Here is a 13,934-nt window from a genome sequence, read left to right on the forward strand (position 1 = left end):
AGCTTAATTCAAGGCGTAATTTGACGTAAATGGTTATTCCCTTTGCGAAAATTACAACGCAGCAGTAAGTTGTTTTAACCAGTAAAATAGATCCGCTATTTATCGGAATTGGTATAAAACGTAACAAAAAAAGCCAGCAACTAGATAAACTAGGCTGGCTCTATTAATAGTCTGTTATATTTTAATAAAGCCAACGATAATGTCGGCTCGTTAAATTATAAAACGTCGATAGCGTTAAGGTCTGCAAACGCTTTTTCAAGACGCGCAACCATAGACTCTTGACCTGCACGTAACCATACACGTGGATCATAGTATTTTTTATTCGGTGCATCTTCACCCGTTGGGTTACCGATTTGACCTTGTAAGAAATCGTGGTTTTTAGCTTCGTAACCACGGATACCATCCCAACATGCCCACTGTGTATCTGTATCGATGTTCATTTTGATAACACCGTAACCGATAGACTCTTGGATTTCAGCTTCAGATGAACCAGAACCACCGTGGAATACGAAGTTTAATGTATTCGCTGGAAGACCGTGTTTTTCAGAAACATAAGCTTGAGAATCACGTAGAATAGTTGGTGTTAACTTAACGTTACCAGGCTTGTATACACCGTGTACGTTACCGAAAGAAGCTGCGATTGTGAAGTTAGGGCTAACTTTAGAAAGTTCAGTGTACGCGTAATCAACTTCAGAAGGTTGAGTATAAAGTAGAGACTCATCCATACCTGAGTTATCAACACCGTCTTCTTCACCACCAGTACAACCTAATTCGATCTCTAATGTCATACCCATTTTAGCCATACGTGCTAGGTATTTAGAACAGATTTCGATGTTCTCTTCTAAAGACTCTTCAGAAAGATGATCATGTGTGAAGAGAAAAGAGGTTTACCAGTTGCAGCAAAGTGCTCTTCAGATGCAGTTAGTAGCCCGTCAATCCAAGGAAGCAATTTTTTAGCTGCGTGGTCAGTATGAAGAATAACAGGTACACCATAAGCTTCAGCCATTGCGTGAACGTGCTTAGCACCTGAAACAGCACCAAGAATTGCCGCTTCTTGACCTTCAAGTTTAAGACCTTTACCTGCGTTAAATGCAGCACCGCCGTTAGAGAATTGAACAACAACAGGCGCTTTAACTTTAGCTGCTGCTTCAAGTACTGCGTTGATTGAATCAGAACCAACAACGTTTACCGCTGGAAGTGCAAATTTGTTTTCTTTTGCAACTGCAAATACTTTCTGAACATCATCACCAGTGATAACACCAGGTTTTACAACGTCTAAAATCTTAGTCATGAGATATATCCTATCTATTTTAGTTAAATTAAATACGGTTTAATTTCGCGTGATATTATACACAATTATGTGACAAAAAACACGCAATAAAAAAGCGAGATCTTATCTCGCTTTGTATAGTATATTAATCGTTTGCACGTGACTCTAACATTGCCACTGCTGGTAATATTTTACCTTCAACAAACTCAAGGAATGCGCCACCACCTGTAGAGATGTAAGAAACATCAGCAGCAATATCGAATTTATCGATAGCCGCTAACGTATCACCACCACCGGCAACAGAAAACGCAGAAGACTCTGCAATCGCTTTAGATATCCCAGCTGTACCCGCTTCGAAATTTTTGAATTCAAATACGCCAACAGGGCCATTCCAAAGAATTGTTTTTGCACCTTTAAGGATTTCAGCAAGCGCAGCAGTTGATTTAGGGCCTAAGTCGAAAATCATATCGTCATCTTGAACGTCTTCAACATTTTTTATTTCAGCTTCTGCGTTTTCATCGAATGCTTTTGCACAGGCAACATCTGTTGCTACTGGAATTGCACAAGAAACCATTAATTCTTTAGCTGTTTCAACTAAATCTGCTTCGTACAATGATTTACCAACATTGTGCCCTTGCGCTGCAATAAATGTATTTGCAATACCGCCACCAACAACAAGTTGATCGGCAATTTTCGATAAAGATTCAAGTACAGTTAGTTTAGTTGATACTTTAGAACCACCAACGATAGCCACTAGAGGACGCGCAGGTTTATCCATCGCTTTACCTAATGCTTCCAGCTCAGCCGCCAATAAGGGACCAGCACAAGCGATAGGTGCAAATTTAGCGATACCATGAGTTGATGCTTGCGCACGGTGAGCCGTACCAAATGCATCCATTACATAAACATCACAAAGTGCTGCCAGTTGCTTAGCAAGTACTTCATCGTCTTTTTTCTCGCCTTTATTAAAGCGCACGTTTTCAAGTACAACAACTTCACCCGCATTTACTTCAACACCGTTCAAGTAATCAGTTGCTAAACGAACAGGCACATCTAGCGCTTCGTTTAGGTAATCAACAACAGGCTGTAAAGTTGCAGCTGCATTTTCTTCAGCAGTACCGCCTTCAACAGGGCGACCTAAGTGAGAAGTGATCATCACTTTAGCGCCTTTTTCTAAGGCTAGTTTGATTGTTGGGATAGACGCACGGATACGTGCATCCGATGTCACTTTACCCTCTTTAATTGGCACATTAAGATCTTGACGAATAAATACGCGTTTACCAGCTAGATCCTGATCTACCATTTTTTTTACTGACATGATGTGTCCTCTTATTTAATTTTAAAACTAACAAACTGATATTTTATACCTGAATAACGATCCAGATTTTGCTATCGAACTCGTTTTAGTACAACATTCTTCCGTTGTCTTGAAATTACTCGTAGCATTATAGACGATTCTTTTTGTTACATCGATCACAATGCCCTGTAATTTACCTTCTTAATAGGGGGTTAGGGTTTGATTTATATCATTTTCTGTAACTTTATTTCAAAATCACTAAAAAATAACAACATTCCCAACCTTTTCCTACAAAAGATAACATTAACTTTTAATACTTTGTAACTCTTCTAAAGGCCATCGGGGTTTGGTTTTTATTTTTAAATCCTGTAAATGGCCAGCCTTGAGACGTTGCATGCCCGCATAGGCTATCATTGCACCATTATCTGTACAAAATTCATTACGTGGATAAAAAACCTCCCCTTGTAACGACTTCATCATCACAGCCAATTGTTCACGTAATGACTTATTGGCACTGACACCACCGGCCACAACTAATCGCTTTAGCCCCGTCTGCTTTAGGGCGCGTTTACATTTTATGGCAACAGTATCAATCACGGCATCTTGGAATGCCAATGCAATATCCGCCTGCGTTTGCGGATCACTGCCCTCTTCGGCAATGGTATTGGCGGCAAACGTTTTTAATCCACTGAAACTAAAATCAAGCCCAGGTTTGGTAGTCATTGGTCTTGGAAAGTGAAAGCGCCCTGCAACACCGTTTTCAGCCATTTTCGCCAAACGAGGTCCGCCCGGATAATCCAAACCAAGTAATTTGGCTGTTTTATCAAAGGCCTCACCTGCTGCATCGTCAATGCTTTCTCCGAGTACCGTATATTCACCAATATCATCGACCTGTACTAGTAGGGTATGTCCACCAGAAATAAGGAGAGCCAAAAAAGGAAATTCTGGACGATTATCTTCGAGCATCGGAGCTAATAAATGGCCCTCCATATGATGCACGGCAATAGCTGGTTTATTCCATGCATAGGCTAAACTTCGCCCAATACAAGTGCCAACTAACAAGGCGCCAACTAATCCAGGGCCCACTGTATAAGCAATACCATCAATATCATCTTTACTACAATCGGCATTAGCGAGCGCTTCCTTAATCAGCGGAATCGTTTTACGAACATGGTCGCGCGATGCAAGCTCAGGAACAACACCGCCATAGTCAGCATGTAATGCTACTTGGCTATATAATTGATGTGACAATAATCCTAACTGATCATCATAAATTGCGATGCCCGTCTCATCACATGAAGTTTCAATGCCTAAAATACGCATATCGCCAAGCCTCTAATGAATAAAATAACAGCTTAGTTTACCGCAAAATTATCACGAGTAACTTTTTTTTTAATAGAGAGCGTCATTTTCAATGCATAAATGCCTTTTTCTAATAATACAATTCCCCCTTTATCTTTTTTTAACTATATTTAATACAGTAATCCTTTACATTTTATAGCAAATAAGATTAAAATCTCGCACCATTTTAAAAGCACTGGTCAATATACGACCGTAACCATAAAGGTAATAGGCACATGCCAGTAATTAAACTTCGTGAAAACGAACCATTTGACGTAGCACTTCGTCGTTTTAAACGTTCTTGTGAAAAAGCAGGTATCTTAGCAGAAACTCGTAAACGTGAATTCTTTGAGAAACCAACTACAGTTCGTAAACGTGCTAAAGCTGCTGCTGTTAAACGTCACTTGAAAAAACTTTCTCGTGAAAACGCACGTCGCGTTCGCCTGTACTAATTTCTTAGTTAAAGGTTTCTGATGTCTTTAAAAGCAAGATTAAAAGAGCAACAAATACTCGCGATGCGAGCGAAGGATAAGGCACGTTTAGGCACTATCCGTATGTTGCAAGCAGCAATCAAACAAGTTGAAATTGATACGCAAGTTGAACTAAATAATGATGAAGTTATGGCTATTGTCATTAAATCAGTAAAACAGCGTAAAGATTCAATTGCTCAGTTTGAAAATGCGAATCGCGTTGATCTTGCTGATATTGAAAAAGCAGAACTTGCAATATTGCAAGAGTTTCTCCCACAACCACTAACTTCCGATGAAGTCAAAGACTTAATCAAGCAGGCTATTGCGACCTCTGGTGCAACTGGCATGCAAGATATGGGTAAGGTAATGGGGCTACTCAAAGAAGATATTCAAGGACGAGCAGATATGGGTGAAGTAAGCTCGCTTGTGAGAGCTGGCTTAGCTTAATTCTGATGCTTGTTAAATAATAGCCCTGAGTTTATTCGTAAGCTTGGGGCTTTTTTGTTTTACCACTAAACTTACCCCCTATTAATAAACAACTTAATTTAATGGTTTAATACATGGCAGGACGTATTCCTCGACAATTTATTGATGACCTTATCGCACGTACCGATATTGTTGACCTCATTGATAGCCGTGTAAAATTAAAAAAGAAAGGCAAAGACTACCGCGCTCGCTGCCCTTTCCATAACGGTAATAACGACTCCTCCTTTTCCGTTAGTGCAGATAAACAGTTTTATCACTGCTTTAATTGTGGTGCCAGTGGTAACGCACTGAGCTTTGTCATGGAATATGATGGCATTGAATTTGTCGATGCAGTAGAAACCTTAGCTGAACAACTGTCCATTGAAGTACCTCGTGAAGATATTGGCAATGGCAAAACAGTGGTCAATAATTATGTTGATCGCAAAGATCTATACCAATTGATGGCCGAGATCACCATTTTTTATCAACAGCAGCTGCGCAGTCACAAAAACAGTGAAAAAGTGATTAACTATCTAAAGGGTAGAGGATTATCCGGTGAAACCGTTAAATACTTTAAAATTGGTTACGCCCCGGATGGTTGGGATGAATTACGTAAACGTTTTGCTTTAACTGCGCAATTAGAAAAGCAACTCATTGATATCGGCATGCTTATTGCGAAAGATAAAACAGGCAGTTATGACCGCTTTCGTGATCGCTTAATGTTTCCAATACATGACCGCCGAGGACGAGTGATAGGATTTGGTGGCCGCGTTTTAGATAACCAAGAACCAAAGTACTTAAATTCACCTGAAACACCCATTTTTCACAAGGGTAAAGAACTTTATGGCTTATATCAAGTAAAGCAAACCCATAAAGAGATTCAACGTATATTGGTTGTTGAAGGCTATATGGATGTCGTTGCACTAGAGCAATTTGCGATTAATTATGCCGTTGCATCACTGGAACTAGTACGAGTAGTGACCATATTCAAACTCTTTTTCGTCACAGCAGCGAAATTATTTGTTGCTTCGATGGAGATAAAGCGGGCAGAAATGCTGCTTGGCGGGCATTAGAAAATGCCCTACCCTATATACAAGATGGCCGAACACTGCGCTTTATGTTTCTACCTGATGGAGAAGATCCTGATAGTTTAATTCAAAAGCAAGGTAAGCAAGCCTTTGAACAGTTAATCGCTGAAGCTCTTCCGCTTTCTGATTTTCTTTTTCAACAATTATTAAGCAAAGTGGATATGAGCACATCAGACAGCAAATCAAAGCTGGCTCAGCTTGCCATTCCGCTGCTAGAGCAATTACCAGAGAGCGTCTTTAGGCAAATGATGGATGAAAAGCTCATTAATCTACTCGGTATTGAAAAAGAAGGGTTAAAAAAATTACTACCCAGGTCACAAGAGCAAAATAAAAATAAAATAAAACAAAAAGCGACACCGATGCGTTTAGCTATCTCTGTATTATTACAGCACCCTAATGTCGCATTTGATTTACCTCTGTTTCCTGAATTTCAAGAAATGAATTTACCTGGATTACCATTATTAAATTCATTACTTGAAATTTGTCGTAACAGCCCCAATATAACCACAGGTCAGTTACTCGAACATTGGCGTGATGCGCCTGAATACAAACAACTACAGACCCTAGCTATATGGGAAAATAACATTGATGACGATAATTACGAAGCATTTTTCTTAGACACATTAGAGAACTTTCTGAATCTTCATCTTCAGTATAAAATTGAATATTTAAAACAAAAAGCTAGAACAGGCAATGCATTAACCAGTGAAGAAACACAACAGCTTGCAGCACTGCTTGTAGAGCAAAAACAACATTAATGAAACTGGAAAAAATAACGAAATAGGCGTATAATCGAGCGCTTGTATTTTTTTAATTGTATCTCTCTATTTGGATGGTATCTATGGCTCAATCACCTCAGTCACAGCTCAAAGAGCTTATTATTAAAGGTAAAGAAAAAGGTTTTTTAACCTATGCAGAAGTTAATGACCATCTGCCACAAGATATTGTTGAATCAGAGCAGATTGAAGATATAGTACAAATGATCAATGACATGGGGATCCGTGTTGTTGAGACAGCCCCTGATGATGACGATCTACTATTGTCTGGTAACGAGGAACCCGATGAAGATGCCGTAGAAGCCGCAGCACAAGTGCTAGCAACGGTTGAATCAGAAATTGGACGTACAACAGATCCTGTGCGTATGTATATGCGTGAAATGGGTACGGTTGAGTTACTTACTCGCGAAGGCGAAATAGTGATCGCCAAACGTATCGAAGAGGGCATTAACGAAGTACAAACAGCGGTATCAGAATATCCTGGCACCATAACCGGCCTACTCGACAATTGGGATAGTTATCAAGCAGAAGATATGAAACTCACTGATTTGATTAGTGGTTTTGTTGATCCTAATGATGAAATATCAATGGCAGTTAGTGCGATTCATATTGGCTCTGAATTATCTGACTTAGAATTAGAAGATGAAGATGATAAAGATGACGATGATTTACTTGATGATGAGGAAGAAGAAGGTCCTAAAGGACCGTGTCCTGAAGAAGCTGCGGAAAAATTTACAGAACTTCGACATTTAAACAAAATTGTAGAAGATTCTATTGCTAAAAATGGTCGAGCACATCCTGAAACACGTAAGGCGATCAATGAGCAAGCCGAATTTTTCCAACAATTTAAACTTATTCCGAAACAATTTGATCGCATTGTTAAAGCGATTCGTTCATCCATGTATGCAGTACGTGTGCAAGAACGTTTAATTTTAAAAATCTGTGTTGAAATAAATAAAATGCCTAAAAAAGAGTTTATTACTCTATTTAAAGGCAATGAAACTAACCAATCATGGTTAGATGCTATCATTTCGAGTAATACCGATTACGGACGACGTATCGCTGAATCAAGTGAAGATTTACAGCGTTGTATCCGAAAAATGCTCTCTATCGAAGAGCAAAGCTTCCTTACCATCACCAATTTAAAAGAGATCTCTCGCAACATGAGCGTAGGTGAAGCAAAAGCTCGCCGAGCTAAAAAAGAGATGGTTGAAGCAAATTTACGTCTAGTAATTTCTATTGCTAAAAAATACACCAATCGTGGCCTACAATTCTTAGATTTAATCCAAGAAGGTAATATCGGATTGATGAAAGCGGTGGATAAATTTGAATACCGCCGTGGTTATAAATTCTCAACCTATGCAACTTGGTGGATTCGCCAAGCAATCACCCGTTCTATTGCAGACCAAGCACGCACCATTCGTATCCCAGTGCATATGATTGAAACGATTAACAAACTAAATCGTATTTCTCGTCAAATGCTACAAGAAATGGGCCGTGAACCTCAGCCGGAAGAGTTAGCTGAACGTATGATGATGCCAGAGGATAAAATACGCAAAGTACTTAAAATCGCCAAAGAGCCGATTTCAATGGAAACTCCTATCGGTGATGATGAAGATTCTCATTTAGGTGATTTTATTGAAGATACGACCATAGCGCTTCCAGTAGACTGTGCAACAATTGAAAGCCTGAAAAATGCAACGAATGAAGTGTTAGAAGGGTTAACTGCTCGTGAAGCAAAAGTATTACGTATGCGTTTCGGTATCGATATGAATACCGACCACACTCTCGAAGAAGTGGGTAAACAATTTGATGTAACACGTGAGCGTATTCGTCAAATTGAAGCCAAAGCATTACGTAAACTACGTCATCCAAGTCGTAGTGAACAGTTGCGTAGCTTCCTTGATGAATAACCGATAGATCATATTATTTTTACTAAAGTCCTGCATTCGCAGGATTTTTTTTAGTAAAAAGGAATTTTTTACAATCAATATTGAAAACTGCGCTGAAATTATAAGCAAACGCACTCTATATGCTAGACAGAGGAAATTGAAGCTTATATAATCGCATCTCAAATTTAGGCCCATAGCCTTTTATTGGTATAGGGTTAGAGCAAATGCTCTAGACAAAAATTTGGCCCCATAGCTCAGTTGGTTAGAGCATCCGACTCATAATCGGCAGGTCCCCTGTTCAAGTCAGGGTGGGGCCACCACATTCAACAAAAAAGGCGCTTTTAGCGCCTTTTTTGTTTTCCGATTCAGATTGAGCAGCGGATGATTAACGACGTTGACGACGCGTTAAACCAAACGCCAGTAAACCTAGCCCTAAAAATGCAGCAGAAAGAGGCTCAGGCACTTCCTGTGTATTAACCGAACCTAAGTTGGTAATTTTACCATCAAAATTAAAACATGCCCCACATTGCATTTTGACATCAAAAGGATCCAAAGTAAGCTCAGCACTGCCGACATAATCGCCAGCAATATAATCAAAAATAGTGCTACCACCAGCAAATTTACCACCCGCAATAAAACCTAGCGACCAAATTTCATATGCCCCAGTGACGCTTTCTTCACCAAAGATAGGGGAAATAAAATTAACACCAATACTTAATTCACCGTCACCATAGCCGACAAATGCAGCATTACCAAAGGTAAAGTTCGCTGATTCGCCATCATCAAGGGAGGCAGAACCAGAATATCCAGTATAAGAACCGATTCCGACTGCGCCAGTTGCACTAGCAGATCCCCCATCAAAAGCAAAATTAATTGGCATAGCAGAGACAGATAAGGCACAACAAGCAAGTATTAAACCTAAAAGATAACTTTTCATCATAATTACTCCATATATTTTCAAGATACCGATTAGATTCTGCCATTATCAACACTCTCACCATGTCACTTTATCATGCAGAGAAACCGGTTGGATATCACATCTAGTGGATAAGATGCCGTGGTTAGTAAAGTCTAACGATACAAATAAAGCATAAACCACACCAAAAATAGGCTTATTATATTTACCCTTAAAAACAATAACTTAAATACAAACCCATAATAAGAAAAAGTAATCTGTTACATTTCTCGACACTTTTTTTTGACAAAAAAAAGATGATTTCATTTGTAATTAACAGGATTTTTACATCACGTTAACCACAAACACATAATTTATGTATGGATTTGAGATTATTTATATTGAACTATATATCCAGGTCATCATTATTATTATTTATAATATAAATAATAATAATGTAACTAATTAATAGTAAAGGGAGTTCACATATATCTATCGTTTATGAAGGTATACTTATTGAAAAAAAATGATTTGAGATGGAGTTGCATGAAAATTTTTTCATCATGTGATAAATTTTTCGACAATCGCAAGAATATGATCTTTAATAAAAAATACACTAGGGCAATATTTGAATATCACCCTAGCTATTTTAAGCTTAGGATTAGATATTTCCCTATGGTTAACAAAATCCCTATTTACCGACTCTACGACGCATTAAAACAAAGCCAACGCCCATTAGTAATAGCACTAAAGAATCTGGCGCAGGCACATCAGTCGTACCGCCACCATCGTAGTTATACGCTTGTAGATGTGAAAGACGATCACCTCCCTTACCAGGAGCTAATACATCATGAAACACCCAAGTACCAGATGTAACACCGTCTTTAAGGTCAAAGATAAACCAATTATCTGCCGTATTACCCGTACCAAATTTAAAACCAATCGCTTCAACAAATGAATCTACAGACCACGTACCAGCGTCCTCCCCATTATTATAAAAATCAGTACCAACACTCGCCCCTATATAACCAGCTGTAGTACCTCCTGCGGTTAAAAAATCATCAGTACCTGCATTTCCGTTAATATTACCGACGCCAGAAGCAACACATCCTGTCGCATAAGTATCCTCCATAGTCATGTAATTCTTAGCGGTATCTTGGCAAGTGATAAGCCCTGCATTTGCCGTAGAGGTAAGAGCCAGTAACAAAGCTCCAACTCCCCCTAGTACCATTTTTAATTTATGTCGCATAATATCCATGTCAAACTCCTCATGTATACAAAACGATAAGAAAACGTATCAATTATCGAAATTGTTTTTATACGTCATATATACTCAAGCATATATCAAACCAAATATATAACCCTCATTTATCAGCAAGTTACAATACCACAAATTAAGTGTGTAAGAAAAACCAACATGTTTTCTACGCTAATAGCTAACATTTTTTATCATAGAGATTTTATAACAAAGCTGATTGATATGAATTTCTAGGAAGTAGAAAACGGGCAAGACAACCCGTTTTCTCTTTTTAATTGTATTACTTTTATGTTTTAATCATCTAAGCTAATTACTGACACACCGCTTGCAGATTCATTGTCATCAATAGCCACTAATGTATAGATACTGTTTGCACTTAACTCTAGCATCACAGGGCCAATAGCAATGGTGTTCATATCTTCGGCAGGGGTCACCATGATATAGACTTCTCCTGGTGTTACATCTAATAAACCGCTATCACCTTTATAGGGTATATCTTTTAAAACCACATCATCTGCACTTGGTGTACTGTCTGAACTGAGGTAAATGTCTACATTACCTGCCAATGTAGAAGCATGAAAAGCACGCAATTTAGCCGCAGTCGCTATACGACGAGTATTGTCTTCAAGAACATATAATTGTTCATTTTCAGCACCATCGGCAAGATTACCTATCGCAACAGCCGTATAATTATTTCCTGCAGATAGCGTAGCATTAAGGGTTAAGGCATCAACCACGGCAACGGGATCACTGCCATTGACAGCCACGTTGAAGGTATAATCTCCTGCGGCTACAGCGATATAATCAGTAAATGCTTTAAATCCTAAGTCATACAAGGGACTTTCCATCGTTGGCGCAGTACCGTTAACCCAAACATCGACATCCGGAGCATCAGAAATAGCATGCACCACACGAATATCTGCACCATTATTGATATCGTTGACCACTAGCGAAGCATCCCCAGTATCAACTAGCAAACTAACAGGAGATGAACCAGCACCAGTATTCGTTGTCGCAACAGCAACCCAATCTCCACCAGCGGGGACTGATACCATACCGGAATCAAAATAGATCACAGATGGATCGTTGGCATCGGTAATACGGATTTGATAATCACCAGCTGGTACTTCGACAGCTTCCGTAGCAGCTAAATATTCAACATTATCAGCAAAGGGGATCGCATCAGTTAAATCATCATTATAAGCAGTGATGAATATATCAACCATTGGCGCATCAGGCGCAGCGTGAATTGCCTGAACACGTGCACCAGATGGGCTAAGTTGTTCACGAGCAACAATTTTTGGTGCAAATGCTTTTTCATCCCCCGTTCCTATAAGCGCAGCTTTACCTAAAGCGATAACGTTATATTCACTATCAGCCATCAAATCTAGGGTTGTTTCGGGTAATACGGTGAGTGTGGAGCCATCAGGTAAAATCGCATCTATTTGTACGCTATGTACGCCTTCTGATACAAACAAGGCACCGGAACTTTGCTGGTAGTCAACGCCAGTTAAAGCAGGCTTACCATCTAACCAAACATTCACTAATGGAGCATCCGGTGAGGCGTGATAAACTCTTAAGGAGGTGGTTGATTGGCTATCAACACTCGAAGAGCCTCCTCCCCCACCACAAGCAACTAATAAAGTTGAAACGAAAGAGACGAATAACATATTTTTAAAGTTTTTGATGTATTTCATTTTTTATACCCTCTTGTTTACGTGTTTTAATCATTACGAGGAGGGTGAAAAAAAAATCACTATTGATAAAAAGAAAATTCAAAACAGGTTCGTAAATATCACCAACGATATGATTGAATTGGTGATATTTACGTGAAATTATTTTTTGTCTAGTTTTATACGCGCAACTAATAATGCAATAAATTTATTCGCCGTTAATCCATGAGCAACAATACTTAAAATAACAGTACAGGCTACCGTCATCGCTAAGGTTTTACCGCCGGGAAGCTGCTCTTGAAGTACAATTAATGCAAAGACAATACTGGCTAAACCTCGCGGACCAAACCAACCAATGAAGAGCTTCTCATCAGTACGTAGTTTTTGCCCTGTTAGCACAACAAAGACTGGCAACATTCGAATCACCGTTAAGCTTAATATTGAATAAAAGATAATATGCCAACTAAATAACTCAATTGACTGTCCAACCACCAACGCCCCAAATACAACCCATGTTATCAGGGCTAAGGTATCTCCTGTCCCCTCTGCAGCCACTAAAAGTTTATGTTTATGTGCTTTCGCAATCGCACCAAACAGTAATCCACCAACGAAGCTCGCAATAAAGCCACTACCACCTAACCACTGAGCAACACTAAAACAAGCTAGTGCCATCGTCACAACGGGCAACTGCTGCCAGCTTTCAGTTACCCAGTTTCGCTGCGTACAAAAGTGCAGTAAATGATAACCACAAAAGGTAAGCCCAACACCAACAACGACACCAATGCCAATCTCTTCAGCAACTAATGTCAACGCTAACAGGCTGGTATTTTCTTGACTTGCATCTCCTGCTATTAGGGCAATAATAATAAACAGGATGGGGACACAAATGCCATCATTTAATCCACTCTCAACATTCAATCCTTCACGGATATTAGCTGGTACATTTTCATTGGTTACAACCGCTTTACCTAATGCTGCATCGGTAGGAGCAAGCATGGTTGCAAGCAACGCAATTTCGAATAACGTCAACTGGTCAAAGAGTAAAATACCAAAGGCATAGCCGAGCAAGATAGTTAACGGTAAGCCAATTAACAATAAACGCCCCGGAATACCAATATTACGCTTTAATACTGCTAGATTGGCATTAGCTGCATCAGCGAATAATAGAATAGCCAGTGTCAATTCAGCCAGTGTACGTAACATTTCAATTTCCATACGCCCAGCAATCACCGCAAAACCCAGTGGACCAAATATCAGCCCAAATGCAGTAAAAACAATCGCACCACTGGTTGGCGTTTTCTCAAGTCCCCCGCTTGCTATGCTATAAAAAAACACAAAAAGCGCTAAAACAGATAAAGAAGCATACATAATAATCCCTTATTTAATAATGACATTTAGGCTGTTTTTACAACCAATTAGTACGATACTTATTAGTTAAGATAACTCCCTAAGTCATAATATTAATATTGCTGTAATGGAGCCTAACGTGAACGAATTTGCTGATGCAAA

At 39.2% G+C, this 13,934-nt stretch carries 11 protein-coding genes, 1 tRNA gene and 1 pseudogene; 6 read left to right on the plus strand and 7 right to left on the minus strand.

Features of this window, described 5'->3' with window-relative positions; translation table 11 throughout:
• Nucleotides 1–215: 215 nt before the first annotated feature.
• From fbaA to tsaD, 3 genes and pseudogenes are all read right to left on the minus strand, one after another.
• Nucleotides 216–1,291 (minus strand): annotated as a pseudogene (gene fbaA, locus AB2N10_RS10795) (class II fructose-bisphosphate aldolase).
• Nucleotides 1,292–1,415: 124 nt separating this feature from the next.
• Entirely contained in the window at nt 1,416–2,588 is a 1,173-nt protein-coding gene (locus AB2N10_RS10800) for a phosphoglycerate kinase (RefSeq protein ID WP_354623593.1), read from the minus strand.
• Between the two features lie 282 nt (nt 2,589–2,870).
• Nucleotides 2,871–3,890: a tRNA (adenosine(37)-N6)-threonylcarbamoyltransferase complex transferase subunit TsaD gene (tsaD, locus tag AB2N10_RS10805; protein ID WP_354623594.1), complete on the minus strand. Its 1,020-nt coding sequence runs from the start codon at nt 3,888–3,890 to the stop codon at nt 2,871–2,873.
• Between the two features lie 254 nt (nt 3,891–4,144).
• On the opposite strand from tsaD, the gene rpsU reads away from it, so the two are divergent.
• The 6 genes from rpsU to AB2N10_RS10835 all read left to right on the plus strand — a co-directional run bounded on the left by rpsU (nt 4,145) and on the right by AB2N10_RS10835 (nt 8,919).
• Nucleotides 4,145–4,360, plus strand: coding sequence for a 30S ribosomal protein S21 (gene rpsU, locus AB2N10_RS10810; protein ID WP_011768738.1), 216 nt, complete (start codon nt 4,145–4,147; stop codon nt 4,358–4,360).
• 21 nt (nt 4,361–4,381) lie between these two features.
• Nucleotides 4,382–4,825: a GatB/YqeY domain-containing protein gene (locus AB2N10_RS10815; protein ID WP_354623595.1), complete on the plus strand. Its 444-nt coding sequence runs from the start codon at nt 4,382–4,384 to the stop codon at nt 4,823–4,825.
• A 113-nt stretch (nt 4,826–4,938) separates the two neighbouring features.
• Nucleotides 4,939–5,916, plus strand: a complete 978-nt coding sequence (gene dnaG, locus AB2N10_RS10820) for a DNA primase (protein ID WP_369433832.1) — start codon at nt 4,939–4,941, stop codon at nt 5,914–5,916.
• Nucleotides 5,859–6,689, plus strand: a complete 831-nt coding sequence (locus tag AB2N10_RS10825; RefSeq protein ID WP_369434671.1) for a hypothetical protein — start codon at nt 5,859–5,861, stop codon at nt 6,687–6,689. Before dnaG ends, AB2N10_RS10825 begins: the two co-directional genes overlap by 58 nt.
• Nucleotides 6,690–6,772: 83 nt before the next feature.
• Nucleotides 6,773–8,620, plus strand: a complete 1,848-nt coding sequence (rpoD, locus tag AB2N10_RS10830; RefSeq protein WP_354623597.1) for an RNA polymerase sigma factor RpoD — start codon at nt 6,773–6,775, stop codon at nt 8,618–8,620.
• 222 nt (nt 8,621–8,842) lie between these two features.
• Nucleotides 8,843–8,919 (plus strand) — tRNA-Ile (locus tag AB2N10_RS10835).
• Nucleotides 8,920–8,984: 65 nt separating this feature from the next.
• Here the strand turns inward: AB2N10_RS10835 and AB2N10_RS10840 are convergent.
• From AB2N10_RS10840 to AB2N10_RS10855, 4 genes are all read right to left on the minus strand, one after another.
• A complete protein-coding gene (locus tag AB2N10_RS10840; protein WP_369433833.1) occupies nt 8,985–9,539 on the minus strand; it encodes a PEP-CTERM sorting domain-containing protein in 555 nt (184 codons plus the stop codon).
• Nucleotides 9,540–10,185: 646 nt separating this feature from the next.
• Complete coding sequence (locus AB2N10_RS10845) at nt 10,186–10,752, minus strand: PEP-CTERM sorting domain-containing protein (protein ID WP_354623601.1); 567 nt, start codon at nt 10,750–10,752, stop codon at nt 10,186–10,188.
• A gap of 293 nt (nt 10,753–11,045) precedes the next feature.
• A complete protein-coding gene (locus tag AB2N10_RS10850; RefSeq protein WP_354623602.1) occupies nt 11,046–12,449 on the minus strand; it encodes a DUF4397 domain-containing protein in 1,404 nt (467 codons plus the stop codon).
• Nucleotides 12,450–12,587: 138 nt separating this feature from the next.
• Nucleotides 12,588–13,793: a cation:proton antiporter gene (locus AB2N10_RS10855; RefSeq protein WP_354623603.1), complete on the minus strand. Its 1,206-nt coding sequence runs from the start codon at nt 13,791–13,793 to the stop codon at nt 12,588–12,590.
• Nucleotides 13,794–13,934 lie beyond the last annotated feature (141 nt).

The organism is Psychromonas sp. MME1 (genome assembly GCF_041080865.1).
GTDB lineage: Bacteria > Pseudomonadota > Gammaproteobacteria > Enterobacterales > Psychromonadaceae > Psychromonas.